22 protein-coding genes and 1 pseudogene are annotated in these 20933 nt (G+C 66.6%); 8 read left to right on the top strand and 15 right to left on the bottom strand.

Annotated elements, in window-relative coordinates; translation table 11 throughout:
* Positions 1-11 precede the first annotated feature (11 nt).
* A complete protein-coding gene (locus CEX87_RS27305; protein WP_158220795.1) occupies positions 12-176 on the bottom strand; it encodes a hypothetical protein in 165 nt (54 codons plus the stop codon).
* Positions 177-426: 250 nt separating this feature from the next.
* Here CEX87_RS27305 and CEX87_RS25380 point away from each other — a divergent pair, with 250 nt between their 5' ends.
* The 4 genes from CEX87_RS25380 (at position 427) to CEX87_RS25365 (ending at position 4657) form a co-directional block, all read left to right on the top strand.
* A complete protein-coding gene (locus tag CEX87_RS25380) occupies positions 427-963 on the top strand; it encodes a YceI family protein (protein WP_094289634.1) in 537 nt (178 codons plus the stop codon).
* Between the two features lie 147 nt (positions 964-1110).
* Positions 1111-2646 (top strand): serine/threonine-protein kinase, encoded by a 1536-nt coding sequence (locus CEX87_RS25375; protein WP_094289632.1) that lies wholly within the window; start codon positions 1111-1113, stop codon positions 2644-2646.
* Positions 2647-2751: 105 nt separating this feature from the next.
* Positions 2752-3213: a cyclic nucleotide-binding domain-containing protein gene (locus tag CEX87_RS25370; RefSeq protein WP_064426501.1), complete on the top strand. Its 462-nt coding sequence runs from the start codon at positions 2752-2754 to the stop codon at positions 3211-3213.
* 58 nt (positions 3214-3271) lie between these two features.
* Positions 3272-4657 (top strand): WS/DGAT/MGAT family O-acyltransferase, encoded by a 1386-nt coding sequence (locus CEX87_RS25365; protein WP_094289630.1) that lies wholly within the window; start codon positions 3272-3274, stop codon positions 4655-4657.
* On the opposite strand, the gene CEX87_RS25360 is transcribed toward CEX87_RS25365, so the two are convergent.
* The 3 genes from CEX87_RS25360 to CEX87_RS25350 are packed head-to-tail and all read right to left on the bottom strand — an operon-like array spanning position 4640 to position 8985.
* Positions 4640-6178, bottom strand: a complete 1539-nt coding sequence (locus tag CEX87_RS25360; RefSeq protein ID WP_233151523.1) for an MFS transporter — start codon at positions 6176-6178, stop codon at positions 4640-4642. The genes CEX87_RS25365 and CEX87_RS25360 overlap by 18 nt on opposite strands.
* Positions 6179-6188: 10 nt before the next feature.
* On the bottom strand, positions 6189-8507 hold the full coding sequence (locus CEX87_RS25355) for an alpha/beta hydrolase-fold protein (protein WP_094289628.1): 2319 nt from the start codon (positions 8505-8507) through the stop codon (positions 6189-6191).
* A 52-nt stretch (positions 8508-8559) separates the two neighbouring features.
* The gene (locus CEX87_RS25350) at positions 8560-8985 is read right to left on the bottom strand and encodes a lipoprotein LpqH (protein WP_094289626.1); all 426 of its coding nucleotides are present in this window, start codon (positions 8983-8985) and stop codon (positions 8560-8562) included.
* Between the two features lie 123 nt (positions 8986-9108).
* Here CEX87_RS25350 and CEX87_RS25345 point away from each other — a divergent pair.
* Positions 9109-9917, top strand: a pseudogene (locus CEX87_RS25345) (DUF1206 domain-containing protein).
* A 57-nt stretch (positions 9918-9974) separates the two neighbouring features.
* Positions 9975-10148, top strand: a complete 174-nt coding sequence (locus tag CEX87_RS25340) for a CsbD family protein (protein WP_064427164.1) — start codon at positions 9975-9977, stop codon at positions 10146-10148.
* Between the two features lie 9 nt (positions 10149-10157).
* Here the strand turns inward: CEX87_RS25340 and arr are convergent, their stop codons facing one another.
* From arr to CEX87_RS25290, 10 genes are all read right to left on the bottom strand, one after another.
* Positions 10158-10586, bottom strand: a complete 429-nt coding sequence (gene arr, locus CEX87_RS25335; protein WP_064427165.1) for an NAD(+)--rifampin ADP-ribosyltransferase — start codon at positions 10584-10586, stop codon at positions 10158-10160.
* A 114-nt stretch (positions 10587-10700) separates the two neighbouring features.
* Positions 10701-11432 carry a M15 family metallopeptidase gene (locus tag CEX87_RS25330; RefSeq protein ID WP_416171928.1) on the bottom strand — a complete coding sequence of 244 codons (732 nt, stop codon included), beginning with the start codon at positions 11430-11432 and terminating at the stop codon, positions 10701-10703.
* 87 nt (positions 11433-11519) lie between these two features.
* Positions 11520-12722: an NAD(P)/FAD-dependent oxidoreductase gene (locus tag CEX87_RS25325; RefSeq protein WP_094289624.1), complete on the bottom strand. Its 1203-nt coding sequence runs from the start codon at positions 12720-12722 to the stop codon at positions 11520-11522.
* A 2-nt stretch (positions 12723-12724) separates the two neighbouring features.
* Positions 12725-12913 carry a ferredoxin gene (locus tag CEX87_RS25320; protein ID WP_094289622.1) on the bottom strand — a complete coding sequence of 63 codons (189 nt, stop codon included), beginning with the start codon at positions 12911-12913 and terminating at the stop codon, positions 12725-12727.
* Entirely contained in the window at positions 12910-13854 is a 945-nt protein-coding gene (locus tag CEX87_RS25315; protein WP_094289620.1) for a metal-dependent hydrolase, read from the bottom strand. The genes CEX87_RS25320 and CEX87_RS25315 overlap by 4 nt, the downstream gene beginning before the upstream one ends.
* A gap of 188 nt (positions 13855-14042) precedes the next feature.
* Positions 14043-15140: a hypothetical protein gene (locus CEX87_RS25310; RefSeq protein WP_094289618.1), complete on the bottom strand. Its 1098-nt coding sequence runs from the start codon at positions 15138-15140 to the stop codon at positions 14043-14045.
* Positions 15141-15182: 42 nt separating this feature from the next.
* Positions 15183-15488, bottom strand: coding sequence for a DUF732 domain-containing protein (locus CEX87_RS25305; protein ID WP_094289616.1), 306 nt, complete (start codon positions 15486-15488; stop codon positions 15183-15185).
* A gap of 392 nt (positions 15489-15880) precedes the next feature.
* Positions 15881-16582 (bottom strand): peptidoglycan recognition protein family protein, encoded by a 702-nt coding sequence (locus tag CEX87_RS25300; protein WP_198957309.1) that lies wholly within the window; start codon positions 16580-16582, stop codon positions 15881-15883.
* Positions 16583-16584: 2 nt separating this feature from the next.
* Positions 16585-17046 carry a DUF3592 domain-containing protein gene (locus tag CEX87_RS25295; RefSeq protein WP_094289614.1) on the bottom strand — a complete coding sequence of 154 codons (462 nt, stop codon included), beginning with the start codon at positions 17044-17046 and terminating at the stop codon, positions 16585-16587.
* Positions 17047-17119: 73 nt separating this feature from the next.
* On the bottom strand, positions 17120-17752 hold the full coding sequence (locus CEX87_RS25290; RefSeq protein ID WP_233151522.1) for a DUF7255 family protein: 633 nt from the start codon (positions 17750-17752) through the stop codon (positions 17120-17122).
* Between the two features lie 435 nt (positions 17753-18187).
* On the opposite strand from CEX87_RS25290, the gene CEX87_RS27445 reads away from it, so the two are divergent.
* On the top strand, positions 18188-18634 hold the full coding sequence (locus CEX87_RS27445; RefSeq protein WP_332888978.1) for a hypothetical protein: 447 nt from the start codon (positions 18188-18190) through the stop codon (positions 18632-18634).
* A gap of 15 nt (positions 18635-18649) precedes the next feature.
* Here CEX87_RS27445 and CEX87_RS25280 read toward each other — a convergent pair whose 3' ends face one another.
* Positions 18650-20212, bottom strand: coding sequence for a phytoene desaturase family protein (locus CEX87_RS25280; RefSeq protein ID WP_094289612.1), 1563 nt, complete (start codon positions 20210-20212; stop codon positions 18650-18652).
* Positions 20213-20284: 72 nt separating this feature from the next.
* Between CEX87_RS25280 and CEX87_RS25275 the strand changes: the two genes are divergently transcribed.
* Positions 20285-20842 carry a TetR/AcrR family transcriptional regulator gene (locus tag CEX87_RS25275; protein ID WP_094289610.1) on the top strand — a complete coding sequence of 186 codons (558 nt, stop codon included), beginning with the start codon at positions 20285-20287 and terminating at the stop codon, positions 20840-20842.
* Positions 20843-20933 lie beyond the last annotated feature (91 nt).

Raw genomic sequence — 20933 nt, 5'->3', positions numbered from 1 at the left:
AAAACGGTGCGCTACTCCTCGTGCAGCTTCTCTTCCAGGATCTTGTCGAGTTCGTCGATGAAGCCGCGGTGGTGGTCATGGAAGTAGCGGTGGTGGTGCACGGGATCGACCGGGCGCTCCCAGACGTGTTCGGGCCCATAGGAGACGACGCCGTTCGTCCAGGTTCCGACCGTCATGTGTTCGCACGGGCAAGCGGTACATCACCCCGCCCTCGGCGTTGGTGACCCAATGCGCGTCTCTCTCGTCAAAGCCCTCGCCGCACTCCGGGCAGTTGGGGTTCATCGCTCATCAGCCCTTCCGCTCACTACCAGCCTCGCGTTTGCCAACAGTGGGGTCCAGGGACCAAAGACCACCGTCAGGGGTCCAATAGTCACTACCTGCCCGATGCCGGGCCCCGGTTCTCAGCGTCACCCGGAGAATGGATTCATGACGCGGACCTGGACGATGGATCATCACGACGGGCGGCTCGGGGTCCGCACGGGTGTCGAGGGCCGGGCGGCAAAGATGGGTCACCGCCTGACTATCGCCGTGAACACCTGGCATGCCACGGTCGCGTGGTCCGACGGCGAACCATCCGAAGTGACGCTCGCGGTCGACGTGGACTCGCTCGAGGTGCTCAGCGGTGAGGGCGGCGTCACGCCGCTGACCGGGCCGGAGAAGGCACTCGCGCGGTCCAACGCCCTGAAAGTGCTGAATGCGAAGCGGTTTCCGCGCATCGAGTACGAAACCAGCGACATCGAGAAGACGGGGGACGGATACCGTCTCACCGGAACGCTCCAGATCAACGGCAAGACGCGCGACCAGGTCGTCGACGTGACCGTGCAGGAAGCCGACGATATGTGGCGTATGTCATGCGAAACCACCGTGCGGCACTCTGACTTCGGCCTGAAGCCGTACTCGATGCTGATGGGCTCGATGAAGGTCGCCGACGCTGTGATCGTCGCATTCACCGCGACGAAATAATCGGTAGCCTGGCGCACTGAGGAAATCGCCTGTGCTGCTGCGATATCGGAGTCGCCGGGCCACCCGCTGCGGGGAGCGGGTTACGTAAGACGGCGTTGCGGGAACACCACGGGTTGCTGCGGGTGTCGGAAAGAGAAAGGATGGCATGTGAGCTCCCCGAAGGGCGGTTCCCGTCTGGGCACGCGATTCGGGCCGTATGAGCTGAAGTCTCTGATCGGTGTCGGCGGCATGGGCGAGGTGTACCGCGCGTGGGACACCGCAAAGGAACGGACCGTGGCCATCAAGCTGCTCCGTCCGGATATGGCGGCCGATCCCAACTTTCAGGAACGCTTCCGGCGTGAATCGCGCGTCGCCGCGCGCCTACAGGAACCCCACGTCATCCCGGTTCACGACTTCGGCGATATCGACGGTGTGCTCTACATCGACATGCGCCTCGTCGAAGGAGCCAGCCTCAAGGAGTTGATTCGGACCGCCGGCCCGTTGCCCGCGACGCGCGCGGTGTCGATCATCACCCAGGTCGCGGCCGCGCTGGACGCCGCGCACTCGAATGGGCTGGTACACCGCGACATCAAGCCAGAGAACGTGCTGCTGACCCATGACGACTTCGCCTACATCGTCGACTTCGGCATCGCGCACGGCGGCGGTGAAGCGAACGTCACCAAGACCGGCCTGGTCATCGGGTCGTGCGCGTACATGGCGCCTGAACGCATCAGCGGTGAACGCGGCGGCCCGGCTTCCGACATCTACTCGCTGACCTGTCTGCTCTACGAATGCCTGACCGGCCGCGCACCATACGACTCCGGCGACCTGCGCGAGATCATGGGTGCACACCTGTTCTCGCAGCCGCCGCGCCCGAGCATCATGCGACGCGGCATCAGCCGGGCGTTCGACGAGGTCATCGAGCGAGGCATGGCGAAGAAGCCCACCGATCGGTACACGACGGCCGGTGAGTTGGCCAAGGCGGCCGCCGCTGCGGCCGAGCAGCCACCGGTCGCGATGCCGGTAGCCCCGCCACCGCCGCCGGCCCCGTCGACGCGCCAGTTCTCGGCCGTCGACCCGAACCCGGCGAGCACCCGATATCAACCGATGTACGCGCCGCAGCCGCCGCCGCCGACGAACCGCAAGCGTTTTGGTCCGGCGCAGGTCGGGCTGGTGGTGACGACTGTCGTGCTGTTCACCGCCGCGGTGGTGCTGGCCATGGTGCTGGCGTTTGGCGACAACGGCGGGTCCGCGCCGCAGACGCCGCTGGCCGTGCCGCCGTCGACGACGACCGAGACGACGACCCCGCCCACGACCACCGCGCCGTCGACGACGACCACCACGACGCCGACCACCACCGGACCGCCGATCGCCGGGGTGTCGGGTACGGATTCGCAGGGTTTCATCGGGCACACCACGCGCTGCGACGCGGGAAGCACGCCGGTCGCGGCGATCCGGACGGCGCAGTCGCTGGCAGTGATTTGCGAGACGGGTGCTGGCACGTATCAGTACCGCGGGGAGCGTTTGCGCGACGGCGCCAACGTGCAGCTCGACAACGCGCGGCCGGTGGGCAACGGGTTCGTCGCCACGAATCCGGCCGACGGCGCACGCTACGACGTGCAGCCCGGCCTGCTGACGATTTCGAGCAACGGCAAGGTCGACTCGGCCGAACCGGCGCTGGAGTACGGCTCAGCGAACCGCTGACCGGCGATTTGTGCACGTCTAGGAGCGCTCAGCGCTCGTTTCTGTGCACAAATCGCAGCAGGAGGACTACCGTTCGGCCAGGAGACACCGCAGATCGGGGACCTCATGGACAACCGCAAGTACGCCCGCGAAAGCGAACAGGCTCGCAAACAGGAGATCGAACAGGACGCCCGTCGCCTCCGCGAGTTCGAGACCTTCTCCAAGTTCTCCGACAGCGACCTCAGACGCCTGGTCGAAGCGGCGCATCGCACGTCGACGTCAGGACCGTGGCCGCTGATCCAGGAGCAGACCCCGTCGGACGCCTGCTACATCCTGCTCAGCGGCGAGGTCGGCGTCTACGTCGGCCACGACCGCATCGCCGTCGTGGGCCCCGGCGAGGTGATCGGCGAATCGGTGCTGCGCCGCGGTGCGTTGCGCAACGCGACCGTGACGACGACGGGGCGAGCCGAGGTGCTCCACATCAACCGCGACGACCTCGCCCGGTTGATCGACGAGATGCCTGCGCTGCGCGAGGCGATGGACGCGACCGTTGCCCGCCACGCCCCGCAAGCCGCCAAGCAGGGCTGAATCGGCAGTAACTTCGCTCATGGTTTGACGCACCTGTCAACGCGGGTACGCCGCGTCAATGGAACGGCTGAGTGCATTCGACGCAACGATGCTCTACAGCGAATCATCCAGTGTCCCACTGAATGTGTGTTCAATCGCCTGCCTTGATACGTCGACGATCCCCGGTGGTTACGACTTCGACCGAGTCCGCGAGCATCTGGCCACGCGCTTGGAGGCTCTGCCGGAGCTGCGGGCAAAACTCGCGAACAGTCAGCTGAACCTCGATCATCCGGTGTGGGTGGATGACGACGAGTTGGACCTCGAGTACCACCTGCACCGCATCGCGCTGCCCGCGCCCGGCGGGCGCAACGAACTGGTCAATGTCTGTTCGCGCATCGCCGCGGCACCCCTCGACCGCAGCAAGCCGCTGTGGGAGATGTGGGTGATCGAGGGCATCCACGAAACCGATCCGTCCGACGCCGGAGACGTCGCGTTGATGATCAAGGTGCATCACGCGGCAGTGGACGGGGTGTCGGCGGCCAACCTGATCAGCAAGCTGTGCGACCTGGAGCCCGACGGCGCGCCACCCGAGCCCGTCGAGGGTTTCGGCGGCGCCAGGCCACTAGAGATCGCCGCCGACGGTTTGGTGCGTGCTTTCACCCGTCCGTGGCAACTGACCAGAGCGGTGCCCGCCACGTTGTCGACCGTCTTCAGCACGATCACCCGCGCCCGCTCCGGCACCGCCATGGCCGCCCCGTTCTCGGCTCCGGCGACGGTGTTCAACGCCGAGATCACCTCCGACCGCACCATCGCGCTGGCGCAGCTCGACCTCGACGACGTCAAGCGGGTGAAGAACGCCTTCGACGTCAAACTCAACGACGTGGTGATGGCGCTGTGCGCCGGAGCGTTGCGCGAGTACCTGCTCAAGCGCGGCGAGCTGCCGGACGATCCGCTGATCGCGGTGGTCCCGGCGTCGGTGCACGACAAGTCCGACCGGCCCGGCCGCAACAAGCTCTCGGGCTTCTTCAACAACCTGCAGACCCATATCGACGATCCCGGCGAACGGCTGCGCACCATCGCCGAATCTAGTTCGCGCGCAAAGGCTCACAGTGCCGACATCGCTCCGACCCTGCTGGCCGACGTGACGCAGGCGCTGCCGCCCGCACTGTTCGGCATGGCGATGGAGGTGCTGTCCCACACGCCGCTGAAGCACACGCCGATCCACAACGTGATCATCTCGAATGTGGCTGGGCCGCAGGACAAGCTGTACGCGATGGGCGCCGAGATGAAGGCGCTCTACCCGCTCGGCCCGATCTTCCACGGCTCCGGGCTGAACATCACGGTGATGTCGTTGACCGGCAAGCTGAACGTCGGGATCATCGCGTGCCGCAAGCTGGTCAACGATCTGTGGGACCTTGCCGACCGCTTCGACACCGCGCTGGACGAACTACTGGCCGCCTGCTGAGCGGTTCGCGGGCTTGATCAACCAGAGCGCCAGGATTATCGCTGCGACCGGGCCGACGGCCATGATCACGCTCAGGGTGTGGATGGCGTCGACGGCGTTGTGCGGCGCCTGCTCTACCACCAATCGGGCTTGCTCGGGGTTGACCATCTGCGCGCCGTGACCGCCGTGCACGGTCAGCAGTGCCTCGCGGGTTTCGGCGCGCGTGATGCCGGACCGTGACAGGTCGTGCGCGCTGTCGGTGAGGAACAGGTTGATGCCCACGAGCGCGAATAGCGCGGGGCCGAGCGAGTATCCGCCTTCGTTGACTGCGCTCTTGACGGCTGAGACCGCGCCGCCGAGATCGGTTGGCGCACTGCTCATCATGATCGTGGCTTGCGGCGTCGTGACGAGCGCGCCGCCCACCACGATCAGCGCGGTGGTGACGAACACCGTCGTGCGCGTCGTGTCGAGATCGAAGAGCCTCATCGACAGCAGCCCGCCGAGCATGACCAGGAGTCCGGTGATCATCACGGTGCGCGGGCTGAACCGGTTCGCGGCGGGCCCGGCCGAGGTGGCGGCGACGGCGGCCAGCGCGGTGGCCGGAATCAGCAGCAGACCGAACAGCTCGTGCGACTCCTTGCGGACGGTGACGAGATAGAACGACAGCAACACCATCGACCCGCCGAGCACGATGTTGAACAGCACGCCTGCGGTCACGGCGGCGTTGAACCGGCCCGACCGGAACACCCGCATGTCGAGCGCCGGATCGTCAACCCGCAACTCCTGCATGACGAATGCGCACCCGGCCACCAGGCCGACGCCGATCGCGACCAGTCCCACGGGGTTGATCCCGGTCTCGATGCGCGAGACGCCGAAGATCAGCCCCAGCAGCGCGACGGCGAACAACGCCATCCCGAGCACGTCGAGCCGACGGTCCGCGCGCACGGTCTCGGGCACGAATCGCCACGTGACGAGTAAGCCGAGGACACCGATGACCGGCGCGACGAAAAAGCAGGCCCGCCAGCCGATCGCGTGGCCGAGCATGCCGCTGATCGCCGGCATCGGGGTCGCGACGGCGTAGCCGACACCGAAGTAGGCGGCGATCGCCGCGGCCCGCCGGCCCGGCGGAAACACCGCGTTGGTGATCGCAAGCGACAGACCGATCAGGAACGCCAGCGTCACACCGGCACCCGCACGGGCGACGATCAACACCGCGGGTGCGGGCGCGGCGGCGGCGAGCACACTGAACGCGATCGCCCCGGCCAGCCCGAGCAGGTACATCCGCCGCATGCCGTACAGGTCGCCGAGCGCACCGGCGCTGAGGACGGCGGCGGCCAGGGTGAGCGTGGCCAGGCTTGCGACGAACGTCGCGGTCGACCCCGTGATTCCCACACCGGCCGAGACCAGTTGCAGGTTGGCCGAGAAGGTGGTCGGGTCGCCGATCGCGATCGCATACCCGAGGCCCATCGCGAGCACCGTCATGACAGCGGCGAGCCCCGACACCTGACGCTGCTCGGCGTCGACACGAGGAGCGTCCGGCACGCGCGGGATGTTACCGGCGCAGCAACGCCGCCATCACCTCTTTCGAAGGCACGGTCGCCGCGGTCAGGGCGATGCTGTGCCGCCCGACGGGCACCCGAACGTCCGCTCCGGCCGGTTCGCCGTCGAGCAGAACCGACACATCGGGCGGCAGCGCGGCGAGTTCGACACGCGTCTCGGTATCAGTGGAGACGTCGATGCTCGACGTGTCCAGCGACGCGAGCCCGGCCCGGGCCACGTCGACGGTGATGCCCGCGACGCCGGTCAGCTTCAGCGTCAGGAACGGCATGGGCTCGACGCCCGGGCCTGTGCGCCAGAGCAGTTCGGTGTACAGGCCGGGGGACAGGTCGAGGTCGGGTTCGACGCCGCGGCGACGGCGGATCGTGCGCGTCGGGTCAGGGCGCGCATACGACCGCGCGTCGACGGTCGCGACGGCGCCGCGCCTGCCGGCCAGGTCGGGATCGGCGGTCAGGTTCGACAACCACCAAACGTGCTGCGGCCCAAGGCCGAGATCGGGCCGCACCAGCTCCGGGTACCACGAGTAGGTGATGTGCCCGGGGTCGGGCTGGCGGAGTCCGGTGCCCATGTGGGCGATCGGATCGTCGAACTCGTCCTCGAGCACCCACGTCACGTGATCCTCGAACGGGTAGACGGTGAACCGGTAGCGGTAGCCCAGCCGGTCGAGTTCGAGCACCTGGGACAGCACCGACGTGATCGGCACGAACTGGTCGAGGACGCCGTGGGCGATGACGAACGGCAGCCATCGCCCGTTGGGCAGCAATTCCCAGGTATCGCCTTCGCGGGCGCAGTGCGAGTCGAAGTCGAGGTCGCCGGGGACGTCGACGTCGGGCAGCAAGCGCACACCGCAGACGGGAGGCCCGGCCAGCACGACGGCCTGGGCGAACACCTCCGGATACGTCAGCCCCAGTTTGTAGGCCGCGTAGCCGCCCATGGAGTAGCCGGAGACGACGGTGCGGTTGGGATCGGTGCCGAGCTGTTCGGCCACCCGGGCCCACACCTCCCACACGTCGAGTTCGCCTTCGTCGAAGTACCAGCACGACGGACCGCGGGCCAGCGGCGTCACCACGACCGATTCGCGGTCCTCGCAGACCTGGTGCAGCAGCCGCGGGTCGATCGCGGCGAACTGGTTCTGCCCCAACGCAAGTGAGTGCAGCAGCAGCGTCAACGGCAGCTGGCGGCCGGGCGTGTACGTCGAGGGCAGGCACACCGAGTAGGGCTGCACGCGGCCGAGGAACTGCGGGTCGGTGCTCAGGATGTTCGTCTTGGCGACCCCCTGGCCCAGCTCGATCGAGGAGACGTACCAGCGGGTGGAGGTCCCGCGCACGATCGGCTCCTCGGTGGTGGCGCGCTCGGCGAGCTGGTCCCAGGCGAGCGGAACCGAGAACTCGGTGACGTCGCCGTCGTTGAGCGCTTCGGCTTGGGCCTGGTCCGACCAGAAGTTCAGATGTGCCTTCTCCTGCTGGTGGGTGCGGAAGGCGACGTTGTAGATGTTCGGCTGGCCGGGCCGCGCGCCGCGGCTGACGGGCACGTCGGCGAAGCCGTCGCCCGCGTCGTTGGCCAGCCCGGCGGCCAGCCGGACCGTCCAGGTGCCCTCCGGTTCGGCAAGCGAGCGGGGGACTTTGGCGAGGAAGGACCGGGACTGCATGTCGACCTCGTGCTCGACGGGAGTCGACGACTGCGTGGCGAGGTCGATCAGCCGCGCGCCAGTGGCGGAGATGAGCAGGGCCGTGTCGATGCCGGCCGAAGTGACGCCGGCCCCGGCGGGCCATTCGTTGGTGGGCGCCGCGGTGCGGTCGGTGTCTGATGTCGCCGGAGCGGGTCTGGTGTCAAAAGTGAACAGCGCGACCGGGATTGACGCGTCGATCAGGGTGTTCCAGTCGACGCGCCACCATGTGTGGGTGTCGGTGAGGCCAATCGCGACGCGGAAGATGTCGGCGCCGTTGCGGGCGGCGGGCCCATCAGGGTAGTCGTAGGTGCCGCGCGGGGGGACCAGGCCGCCGGTCGGGATGTCGACGAGCAAGCCGGTGGCGCCGTGGTCGTCGTAGAGAAAATCGGTCCAGAAGAACGCGCCGTCGGCGTAGCGACCCGTTCCGCAGGTGCGGGGGAAGTCTTCGCCGAACGGCCAGCTCTGTGGCGCGGGCAGCTCGGGTTCGGGGCGCAGCGCCGCGTCGGGCACGCCTTCGGGCATGCCGCCGGTGACGACGAGTTCCGATTGCGGGCCACGCGATTCGGGGGTGACGGCTTTGAGCACAGTGTCTGCCGCACGGCGTCCGATCCGCAGTGGCAGCAGCGCCAGGTCGATGAGGGACATGACCCCAACGTAGGAGCAGTCCGTCGTTCCGCGGGGATTTACCGTCGGCGACTCAGCAGGGCGCTTTGATCTCGAACGGCATCGTGCGGGATTGGCCGGGATTGCGCTCGTCGGCGCCGACGACGGTGCCGGTGATGGTGTAGACGTTGCCCTGGGTGGTGGCCTCGGCCTTGCCCGCCTCGCCCCCGGAAACGCCGTTGATCTCGTTGACGTTCTCGATGTTGACGGTCCGCACGACCGGCTGTTCGCCACCGAGCTCCAGGTACACCTGCGCGCTGCCGGTCTTCGCCTTTGCATCGATCAGCATCGACCACTGAAGCTGGGTGCACTCGACGGTCTGGGTATCCACACCGTTGCCGTCGACGACGATCCGTCCCGACCGGGCGGGCTCTTCAGACGGCGTCTCCCCGACCAGGCCACAACCCGAGACGAGTGCTGCCACCGCCAACACCGGTACACCACTGGACCGCAACCGCATGAGACACCTCCCTCTGGCGTGGGGAGGTTACCCCGGCGGGGCGGCGCCGGGGGCGGTCATCGGCCGTTTCATCGGAAAATGGCTGGGGTAATAGAGCCGGGTGGCAGGTGGTCCGGTGACAACATGAGCTTCAAGGGCGCGGTCAACGATGCCACCGGAAGTCGCGTGGTCCAGTTCTGCGCCCGTGCGGGATATCCGGTCAGCGGAACACTGCACCTGCTGGTGGCCTACACGATCCTGCGGATCGCGCTGGGCCTCGGCGGCGAGGCCGATCAGTCCGGTGCCCTGAGGACGCTGGCCACGGAGGGCGGCGGAACCTTCTCGCTGTGGATCGTCGCCGCCGGGCTCATCGCGCTGGCGATGTGGCGGTTCGCCGAAACGGTGTTGGGTCTGCATCCCGGTGAGAGCACCGAGGCGCACAAACGCGATTCGCCACTGATGAACCGGCTCAGGGCTTTTGGGTTGGCACTGGTGTACTGCGCGGTGGCCTTCACCGCGATCCAGGTTGCGCTGGTGCACGGATGCGGGGTAGTGAGCAGACCGCCGGCTTGAGCGCGAGGTTGATGCAGTCCGACGGCGGCAAGGCGGTTCTGGTGCTCGCGGGGCTCTCGATCGCGGTGATCGGCGCCTACTTCGTCCACAAGGGCGCGACGCGCAAGTTCCTTAAAGACCTCACCGTCCCGGGTGGCCGGCTGGTCACGGTGCTGGGCATCTGCGGCCATGTCGCTGAGGGTCTGGTGCTGTTCGCGGCCGGCCTGTCGGTCGTCGTCGCGACCTACGTGAGCGATCCGGCCAAGTCGACGGGCCTCGACGGTGCGGTCAAGGCACTAGGACGCGCACACTACGGTGAGGCGATCTTGATCGCTGCGGCAACCGGTTTCGCGGCCTACGGGCTTTACAGCTTCGCGCTGGCCCGGTACTCCCGCATGTGAGGTTTCCGTTTGCGGCTGCCGAGGTAATCGAGCGGCAGTCGACTTCGAGGAGGAAGCGTGAGCGCAGCGGATAAAGCACGGAACAAGGTGGACAACCTCGCCGGTAAGGCGAAGGAAGCGGTCGGCAATATGACCGGCGACGCGCGCACCCGCGACGAGGGCCGCAGCGATCAAGCGAAATCCAATTTCAAGGATGCCGGTGAGAAGATTAAAGATGCCTTCAAGAAGTAGCTTTCTGACTCAGTCGTAGATGACGGCAAGACCCCGGCGCCGGAGATCCTCCAAGCCATCGAGCATGGCTTGAAGCTGCTCGGGTGAGTGCCCGATCCAATCGGTGATCTCGCCGACGATTCTCACCGGCTCGCGGGTCCGGTAGGAGCGTGTCGGATTGCCGGGCAGCTTCTTGTCCGTGACGTTCGGGTCGTCCTCCACAGCGCCAAGAGGTTCGACGACGTAGATGCGGCCGCGTCCCTCGCCTTGTGCCATCTCGGCTCCCCACGTGGCGGCGTCCAAGGTCTGCGTGATGTAGACGTGGTTCGAGATGCGCCCATCTTCGAAGTTCGACGGACGCCCCGGCACCAGCAGATCACCCACGGCGAGGTCCGCCTTGGTGCCGTGGAGGTAGGCGCCAGACTCGTGGACTTCGAATGGCTTTGGCGGGTTCGACACACTGCTCCTTCATCAGTAGCGGCGATGGCCGGACGATTGTGCAGCACGTCAGGGGCCTTGCCGCAAGCCCCACCCCCCGTCGTAAAGTGAGAGTGGGAAACACGGCGGCGGAACTTATTCGGGCTTTTCGAAGTGCTGGTAGTCCTTCGGGTTCTGCCAATCGCCGCCCCACGTCCAGCCGCGGTCAGTGAAGATCCGCACCGCAGGATCGCCGGCGTGCAGTAGGCCCGGGTCGATGCGGGTGCGATCGAGATACGGTGCGGCGTTGGCGGGCTGGAGGTCACCCGCATTGTCGATGTACGGGTTGATGAGGGGATTGATGTCGATGGCCCGGCCGTAGGCGTGGTGGGACCAGTTGCCGGACCCGGGGATGTCGCGACAGTTGAACGCTGAGGTGTTGTTGTCGCGCATGGACAGTTCGTCTTCGGCGCCCGGGTAACGGTCGGGCGTGCGCATCTTCGCGATCGGATAGCGCGCTTCACGGAGCTGCTCGAAGATCTCGATGACCTCGGGTACGAGGTCTTCGTGCACGACCAACTCTCCGCGATGGGTCTGCAGGTCCATTCCTAGATGGTCGATTTCGATGCGCCGCAGTCGCTCCGGGCCGAGAGGACAACCGGGACGCCAACTTTCACCGAGGTCAGCCGCGGTGACGGCGTGCACTTCGGCAGGTGTGAGGGTGGTCGTCGGCGGGGGAGGAGGCGCGGCGGTGGTGGTCTGCGTCGTGGTGGTGGGCGATGTCGACGGCGGCGTGGACTCGGCCGACGGTGGCGAGGAGGTGCACTGCACGAGCAGCGCAGTGGCCGCGAAGATGGCCACCGGCTTGGCGACCGCCCGACCGATTATGCCCACGGCCGGATCGTACTGTGTCCCTGCAAGGGCACTTCGCCAATCGCGACGCTGGCTCAGGCGGGGATCCGAGTAGCGCCTGGGCTATGGCGCCGGCTTGGGCGGAAACGCCGCATTCTCCTCGAGGGCGCCGCGGTAGGCGTGTACCCGTCCGGGGATCGTGCTGAGCACCGCGACGGTGCGCCCGCCACGCCCGTACGCCGCGACGAACTCCCACTGGTCGAGGTCGCCCTCGACGATCTCGACCGAATCGTGATCAGTTGGCAGACCCAGCATCTGGAGTTTCACGTCGTACTGATCCGACCAGAAGTAGGGGATCTCGTCGAAGCGCTCGGCGTGCTGCGGACCGGTCAACAGCGTTTGCGCCGCTGCCTCGCCCTGGCGGTTGGCGACATCCCAGTGTTCGATCCGCAGATGGCGTTCGTAGCGCGGATGCCACCAACGCGCGACATCGCCGGCGGCCACGACGCCGCGAACGCCCTCGGCGGCGCCCGTGGCATCGCAGAGCACGCCGTCGTCGATGCGCACTCCAGAGCCCTCGAGCCAGTCGGTCGCGGGCGTGACGCCCAGCCCGATGACGACGAGGTCGGCCGCAACCCGCGCACCGTCGGTCAACCGAACTGCCTTCACCTTGCGCTTGCCCACGAACTTCTCGACACCGACTCCGAGCCGCAGGTCGACACCGTGCCTCCGGTGCAGCTCGGCCCAGTGCGGCGCCAGCTCTTTGCCCAGTGCCGACAGCAGTGGGTTCGAACCCCGTTGGATCACTGTCACCTTCAATCCCAGCGCGCGGCAGGTTGCCGCCACCTCAACCCCGATGAAGCCGCCGCCGACCACCGCGACGCGGGGGCGCGAGGCGAGCCGTTTCCGGATGGCGAGGCAGTCGTCGACCGTGCGCAGCATCATCACTCCGTCGGGCACCGGACCGCCCGGCCACTGGCGGGGAACGGCGCCGCTGGCGATCACCAACCCGTCGTAGCGCAGCGACAGCTCTCGATCCTCGTCTCGAACGCGGACGGTGCACGATTTGTCGTCCAGCCCCACCGCCGAGGCGCCCCGAAACACCGTCGCGTCCAGGTCGAACTGCGGCGCCATGTCGATTCCGGCCCGATGGATCTCTCCGGACAACAGCTTCTTCGACAGCGGTGGCCGGTGATAGGGAGGTTGACGCTCGTCGCCGACGATCGTCAGCGCACCGTCAAAGCCCTTCTGCCGCAGAGTCTCCGCAGCTCGCACGCCTGCGACCCCGGCGCCGACGACAACAACCTCTCGCAGTCCAGTCGCCATGGTCAGTCCTTCACCAGGATCGCACGGGTGGGACAGGAGACCTCGGCGCCTTTCAACTGTTGGCGCAGCTCGTCGCCCGGCGCTTCCTGAAGCACGTGTAAGCCGTCCTCACGCAGGTCGAAAACTTCATGGCAAATGCTCATGCAGACGCCGTTGCCGTCACATGTGTCGAAATCGACGATGACCTTCATCGCACTCCGGCCCCCTCCATCTCCGTCGCCGTGGTGATCTGCCGACTCGGTGACCCCGCACGTTCGCGTGCGGCCCGCGCCGCCGGCGAGTGCTCCAGGTAATCGATGGCCATCTGGGTGTTGGCCTCGTGGCTCGGGTGGTGGCTGGGACGCATGTAACGCAGCGGCACCGTCACAAGGAAGTTCCACGGGCCCGGCAACTTGTACTCGCGCGCGGCGCGTAACCAGTCCCGGAACCGCCACTTCTGGTCGATGGTCGGATCGTTGGCCATCAGGTAGCGCGCCCCGGCGATCCACCAGCCGACGAACAGCGGCGCGGTCATCAGCATCGCGAATGCGCGGATGAAGTAGTTGCCGCAGACGTGCTGGTACACGTCGAAGACCAGCGAACGATGCTCGACCTCCTCGGCGCCATGCCAGCGCAGCAGGTCGAGCATGACGGGGTCGGTGCGGGCGTAGTCGAGCCCGCGGTTCTGCAGCACCCACTGGCCCAGCACCGCGGTGAAGTGCTCGAGCGCGGCCACATCGGCCAGCCGACGGTAGAGCCACCACCGCTTGAGCGGTGGCGGGAAGAACTTCGGCGGATCGCCCAACGTCACCGACAAGGTCCTGCCGAGCCGGTCGGTGTAGGGCTTGGTGTCGATACCCTGCTCGGCCAGGTGGTCCAACACCACCTGGTGTGCCCAGGCGTGCCAGGACTCCTGCTGGATGAACGGCTTGATCGACGCCTCGAGTTCGGGATCGTCGACCAGAGATGACGCCTCCAGCACGGCTTTGATGAAGTGCCGTTCACCCTCGGGCAGGAGCAGATGCAGGACGTTCATCATGTGCGTGGAGAACGGATCGCCGGGGACCCAGTGGATCGGCGTCTCCGACCAGTCGAAGCGAACCATCCTGCGGTACTTCGGGTATCCGTCGTGGTGCTGCGCGACTTCGGGCATGGGCTACCTCTTCCGCCAACCGACGGGTGTGCCATCGGTTCCTTCCTCGTTGAAGGCCCGGTCGAACACCAGCAGCGACGCGCGGTGGGCGACCGTCCGTCAGGTCGCGTACCCGATAGCGGCGTCCCGTACTCGCACCGGCGGTGGAGGTTCGCTGTGAATCGACTGTGCGGCGTCGGTGCTTCGGGCTACTCGTTGTAGTCCGTGCTGCCCTCGACCGGTCGAGTGGTGCTCACCAGCTTCGCGAAGCAGTGGTCGCGGTCGAAGTTGTTGCTTCGGCACCACGCCAACGCGCCCTCGGCGGTAGGGAACGTGGACCCGGCGATCGTCACCCAGAAGTTGGAACTCGAGAATGTCGACCAGTCTCCTGACCACAGCAGTCGAGCGCCGGGGTAGGTCTGCCGGAGTCGCTGGTGCTCGGCCAAGATCGCCGAGTGGGTCCACGTGCGTCCTTCGGCGACGAGACCGAGCCGCTTGGAACTCAATTGCGGTACCCAGGTATCGGTCATGGTCGCCAGCACCATCGGCTTGTCGCTCGTGGCGATCGAGCGCAGTTGATTGCCGCTTACGGTCTCGGTGTCGGGCAGGGACGCCGGGAGCGGCGCCGGGCGTGGTACGGGCCGGCTGGTGCTTTCGATGATGTTGGCCATCAACGACGGTACGGTCGTCGACCCGCCGATCTGCGTCTCATAGGTCATCGCCCCCTGCACCTCGACGAACATCGTCACCCTGTCCTTCTCGACGAAGTCGGTGACCATGTCCGCGTCATAGGCGGTGATGACGGTGTTCTGGTCGTAGTCGTACACGTCCATCATCGGCGCAGGCCCGGTGTCGGCGCGGAACGACGTTGCGCCCGTAGCGGAGTCGAACTGCGTGATCACCCCGTAGACCACGATCTTGCGGCCGGCCCAGGCGTCGGGGTCCTTGGCCATGAGGGCGAACTCGCGCTGAGTCACCGTGGCGTATGTTGACCGGTCCAGTCGTGTGGTGTCGGGTGCGGGCCGGCGCGCGGTTGGCTCTTGCTGCACCGTAGGTGCTGGTGCGGTCGAGGCGGGTGCGGCGACCGCCGGCGACGGGCGCTCGGCGTCGGGCGCGTCGGGATCGGATCCGCTGAGCTGAAGACCCAGCAGAACGCCGACCGCCAACACGAGAACCGCGATGCCGCCGGACAGTGAGGCGGCGACGACCGGATTTCTCTTGCCGCGCTTGGGTTCTGAATCGTCGTAGGCATCGGGCCACGGGACGGCCGGCTGGTGGTGGTCGTAGTACGGGTGGGGATAAACCATGGTCGTGTCCTTCGATACGGGGAATCGCTACGGCCGATGCCGTCAGCAGAGGAAGGTGTTGGCGGCGATCACCATCGCCTGGGCTTGCGTATAGGTGATGTCGTTGTACGGGTTGAAGACGACTTTCTCGACGGTGGTGTCCAACGGGACCCACATCGACTTGTCCGCGCAGACGGCGTAGCCCCAGCGCAGCAGGGTGACGTAGTTGCCGTCGTTGGGGGTGATGCCCAGCCGCGAAATGGCGTTCAGGTAGCTCAATTCGTCGGCGGCCGCGGGGGCGGCGGTTGCGATGGTCGTGCCGATGCCCAGGGTCAGTGCCAGCGTCAGGCTGGCGAGCAGTTTCTTCATGGGTTACTTCTTCGTCGTGCGGATACTGCTGGCGATGCCGTCGTGGTCGCGGGCGAGAAGCCGGAGCGTGCCCCGGCCAGGCGTTGCGAGGTCGGTTCCGACCGCGTCGAGCGACGGCGCTAGGCGGCCTCGCCGAAAGTTGCTGCGACAAGTAATGCCGCCGTATTTCGAGTGCGCGTCAAGCGGTGGTTCGCTGGGTCTTGATCTTGGATTGTCCGACGAGCAGTCCCTTTCGGGGTGCGTCTGGTCTCGACGGTACGGAGATCCCTACGTCGAGGAATCAGGGATTTCCCTATGGATTGTTTGCTGAGGGGTCTCTCGCGGCGGCTGGCGACGTTTCGGGCCTCATGCGTCACAGGCGTCACGCAGGTTGGGCTGGCCGCCCCATTTTGCTAGCGGAGACCCGCTTCGATGTCGGCGACAGCTTGAGTCGCCTCGGGCCCACAGATGGTGGGGAGTTCGACAGTTCCTCTGGCCAGAAGTCGGTCGATGCGGTTCGCGAGGTCGCCCGACGTGACATGGGCGTAGAGGTTGGCGCCCGGACATGAGGTGTCGTGACTGGCGTCGCGGTGACCGGCGAGGGTGTCGGTCGGAATGTCGAATCGCTGCGCTGCCCAGGCGAAGGCGAGTGCGGCACCGTCCAGCTGTGCTTCGGTAATCGGCTCCTTGTCGAAGTCGCCCTCGCAGACAACGAGGAAGTGACCGGCGGGGTCGTAGTCGGTCGCGGTGTCGCCGACGAGTTCAGGCTTACGCAGTTCGTAGATGTTGCCGTTGCGGTCGACGCTGACGTGATAGGCGATGTCGATCCAGCCCTGGGTGTCTTGGTGGTAGTGCTGATGCTGGCGCAGGCGTGCGGGCGCATTGGTGTTGTCGCCCAGCGTGACCGCCGTGTGGTGGATCGTCATGCGGACGGGCGTGTGGGGTGTGCCGCCGGGGTGAGCAGGCATGGCACCCCACGCGTCGCGGCACAGCACCGCGTTCGTGGGTGCCTGTTGCGGAGTCGCGCTTGCCAATGCGGGCGGCGCGAAGGTGGTGGCGGTCGCCAGGCCGGCCAGTTGCAGGAGTCGTCGGCGGCTGAGATTGTCGGTTCGCATGGTTAGCCCAGCAGCGATATGGCAGCTGCGATGACGACGGCGACGCCGAGCGCCGTCATCACCAAAGACGAAGGGGCGCTGCGGCGTAGCACCGAGTTCATCGGGTTCTTCGGGTCGACCCAGACGTCGACGGGCTGGCCCGGGGCATATCGGGAGGCCTGTGCGGAGGCGATGCCGCCGAGGCCCATACCGAAACCGAGGGGCGTGCCGAACGCTGCGCGCTGGCCGACGAAAGTGTGCCCGTTGAGCTGGTATTGGTAGGCGACGACGGAACGCTGAACGTTGGCGCCAGCGTGCCCGGCGCCGGCCTGGGTCTGGTAGCCGGCGACCCCGGAGCCGAGCATGACGCCGGGGACCTGTTGCCAGCCGAGGGCGCCGAGCAGTTGCAGTACGCCGGGCAGCCCGCGGAACAGCAGGAAGGTCCCGATGATCAACAGCCCGATCTCGGTGACGTAGTTGGCCACCGCCGGAGCTTAACGCGCTGATCAGCGCCGAGTCGCGGGTTCCGCACTGGCCGATGTCTGAGGCAGCGCGAGCCTAGATCGTCCGTCGTGCGATGAAATCGGTCAATTGGCCAAGATCGATGGGTCCTCCGGCGAGTGCGTCAGCGATCGTCGTTTCCCCGACCTGGTCCCACACCGACAGCCGGCAGAGCCGGGGTGTTGGCGACTGCAGCGCCGCGATGTCTTTGACCGCGTCGTAGAGAGCGCGTTGTTTCCATCGAGGGGAGCCCGGCCCGTCCAGGACACCGGGTGGGCTCGACGGCCCGAACATCGACTCGCAGGACGGAGTGGTCCACCGCTTACCCCACCTGCCCGCAGCGAGACATTCCTTCTCGAAGTCCGCGCAGAGGTGGAGATAGGTATCGCGCCAGGGAAGCGTTGCCGCCCACTGCGGTTGGAGCGTTTGCGCGCGGTACCGGTTGAAGTGCAACTCCTCGTCGAGTTCGATCACCAGCCCATCGGAGAACGCGAGGTCCCACGCCCCGGGGCGCAAGCGCGGCGTCGGCGTCTGCCCGCCGAGTGACTCAAACAACTCGACCACCCGCTCGCGAGCTTCGGAGCCGAGGGCTTCCAGTCGAGGGGCGGGTGGGCTACTCGTGGCGACGACGAAACCGGCGCGGACCATGAGGTTCTGTAGCGCTCGTGCCCGAGCACCTGTGCGGACCACGGGGATCAGTGTGGCATCGGCGCGGCGAGCCGACAGCAACAGGCGCGGGCTTTCAGGTGGATTCCGGGCTGGGTCACACCCATCTGTGGATCATGACTTAGGCCACGGGTAACTCGATCAGAAAGTTTGCCGTCTGGTTCACCCGGTGGCCGTTCAGCACTCTCTGAGCAGGTGGTTTACGGGCAATCCGTAATCAACGAGCGCGTTGCTGGGAGTGCGGCGGGCGATTGGGCAACGCATAGGGGTGGTGGGTATCGTCCGCCGGCGATGGGAAGGCACTCACTTGCCAAGATGCGGCGGTCTTCGCGTTTGGCGGTAGTGGCGGGCGTGGTTTCGGCGGTCGCTTTGTTCGGCGTCGGCGCAGACAGTTATCCCCAGGTTCGCGACGCTGAGGTTCGCGACGTCACCGCGGCGCCACAACCACCGTCCCCGGCGGTGAACCTGATGGCCGCACGGCCGCCCGTCCCGATTCCTCCGCCCACGCTGCCGCAGGGCAAGGCGCCGGAAAACGGACTGCAGGTCGACACCATCTTGGTGGCGCGTGCCGTCAGCGCGACCTTTCCCGAGATCCTCACCATCGGCGGCGTCCGCTCCGATTCCTTGAAATGGCATCCGCATGGGTTGGCCATCGACGTGATGATTCCGGATGCCCGCTCGGCGGCGGGGATAGAGCTCGGGGACAAGGTCCTGTCCTACGTCATGGCGAATGCGCAACGCTTCGGCCTAGAGCACGCGATCTGGCGGCAGACCATCTACCGCCCGAACGGCTCGAAAAATGTCATGTCGGACCGCGGTTCAGACACGGCGAATCATTACGACCACGTGCACATCGCGACGGCGGGTGGCGGATATCCGCAAGAGGGCCAGGTCTACCTCCGCTGATCTCGCGCCTGGGCTTCAGCTGAGGTCGTCGAGCACTTGGTATGCGGCGTTGTATCCGGGGATGAATGTGATTCCGGGCCCGCCGTGACAACCGGCGCCGCCGAGGTAGAGGCCGTCGATATCGATCGGCAGATCGCGAAAACCCTTCGGGCCGGGGCGGTTCGGGCCCATGAGGTCGGGGTGCAGCAGGCCGTGGCAGAAGTCGCCGAAGGGAGCGCCGAACATGGTGTTCATGTGGTACGGCGCGAAGGTGATGTGGCGGATCTGGGTGTCCTTGAAGTTCGGTGCGTAGCGGGTGATCTTGTCGATGACGCGTTGAGCCATCTCGTTCTTCAGCTGGCCGTGCTGATCGCGGGGCGTCTCGACGGGAAACGCGTAGGCGTAGGCGCTGGCGGCGTGCTTGCCGGGCGGGGCCATGTTGGGGTCGTGCACCGACGGGATCTGGATGCCGAGCGACGGGTTATCGGGAACGATGCCACGGCAGGCGTTCTCCCATTGGCGTTGTTGTTCTTCGGGAGAGCCGAAGATGCCGACCGAGGGCTGCATGCCGGGCTCGTTGAGCAGGTCGTAGGGCGGGGCGAACTCGGGCAGCCCGTCGAGGGCGAAGTGCATCTGGACGAAGGAGGCGCGGTGGTCACGGCCCTGGAGTCGTTCAAGGAGCTGGGTCGAGACATATTCGGGCTCAATGAGTTCGGCAAGGGTGGTGTCGGGGGAGAGGTTGGAGACGACGACGGGGACGGTGATGGTGTGGCCGTCCTTGCAGCGGACGGCGGTGACCTTGCCGTTGTTGACGAGGATCTGCTCGACCTTGGTGCGGTAACGGATCTCGCCGCCGCGGCTTTCGAACATCTCGCGCAGGTGCTCGGTGAGGGCGCCGATGCCGCCTTCGAGTTTGGTCATCATCGCGGTGCCTTCGTCGGGGACGGCGAGTGCGAAGGCCAGGCAGGTCGCGCTGCCGGGGGTGTAGGGCCCGCGGTAGGTGGAGTTGATGGCGAGGAAGGCGAGCATGCCGCGCATGACGGCGTGGCGCTTCCTGTCGGGCAGGTAGCGGTCGATGACGTCCATGGCCGAGCCGAACAAGGTCTCGTGGATGGCGCGGCGCTCGGAATCGTTTGTGGCGCAGGCGTACATCTCGTCGGTGGTCTTGGGCGGCTTGCGGACGTCGAAGCGGCCGAGCGCGCGGGCGGGACCTTGACTCCAGGCGATGAGTTCGGCCATGCCGGTGACGGCGTCGGTGCCGTGTTTGTCGGCGAGGTGGGTCATCAGTTGCATGGGGTCGCGGTAGAAGGCCATGGCTTCTTCGCCGGCCTCGCCGATGTTGACCGACATGACGTCGGCGTCGACGGTGGGCAGGGTGTCGAGGCCGAGGTCTTTGGTGATCTCGCTTGGAGTGGGGAACTGGACCGACCCGGCGATCTCGTAGCGGAAGCCGTCGATGAGTTCGACGGTGGCGGCCATGCCGCCGGCGTAGGTGTTGGCCTCCAGGCACAGGGTGCGCAGGCCGGCGCGTTGAAGCAGGGCGGCGGCGGTCAACCCGTTGTGGCCGGCGCCGACGACGATGGCGTCATAGTCAGTCATGCGGGCAGGCTATGTCAGTACTGACATAATTGCGGCGGTACTGACAAAATTGTGCGATACGATCGCGGAATTATGGCTATGCCGTTGAATCTGCACCAGCAGCGCAGTCAGGCGACGAAGGAGGCGCTGCGACGAGTCGCGTTGGCGCGGTTCGCGAAGGACGGGTTCGCGAACGTGACGGTGTCGCAGCTGGCCGCGGAGGCGGGCGTCACCGAGCGGACGTTCTTCCGGCATTTCCCGACGAAGGAAGCGGTGCTGTTCGCGGATTACGAGACTCGCTTGGAGTGGCTGGCTGAGGCGCTGGCGCGGCGACCCGAGTCGGAGTCGCTGTTCGATGCGGTGATGGCGAGTGTCGGGAGCTTCCCGCACGATCTGGAGGTAGTGCGCCAGGCCGCGCTGCTGCGGGCGAGTCTGATCGGTGAGCGAGCGGCGGGTCATCTAAGGGTTGTGCAGGCGTCGTTCACGGCGGTGATCACGGACTTCGTGCGGACGCGCTATGCGGCGGTTCCCGGCATCGAGTTGAAAGCCGAGGTGGCGGGCGCGGTTCTGGCGGCGGCACTTGTTGTCGCCGTAGAGAACTGGGGGCGGGGCGGGTGCGGTGGGGTATTCCAAGCTCGTCGGAGCTCTTAGCTGGGGCTGAGATGCCGCAGCATAGTTGGTCGGTGCGGTGTCATATCGCAGTGGACGCCATTCGGTCGGGAGCCAACGTCATCGCAGAGGG

Source organism: Mycobacterium lehmannii (genome assembly GCF_002245535.1).
Classification (GTDB): Bacteria; Actinomycetota; Actinomycetes; order Mycobacteriales; family Mycobacteriaceae; genus Mycobacterium; species Mycobacterium lehmannii.
The sequence above is the reverse complement of the archived record's forward strand: the minus strand, read 5'-3'. Positions and strand labels throughout refer to the sequence as shown.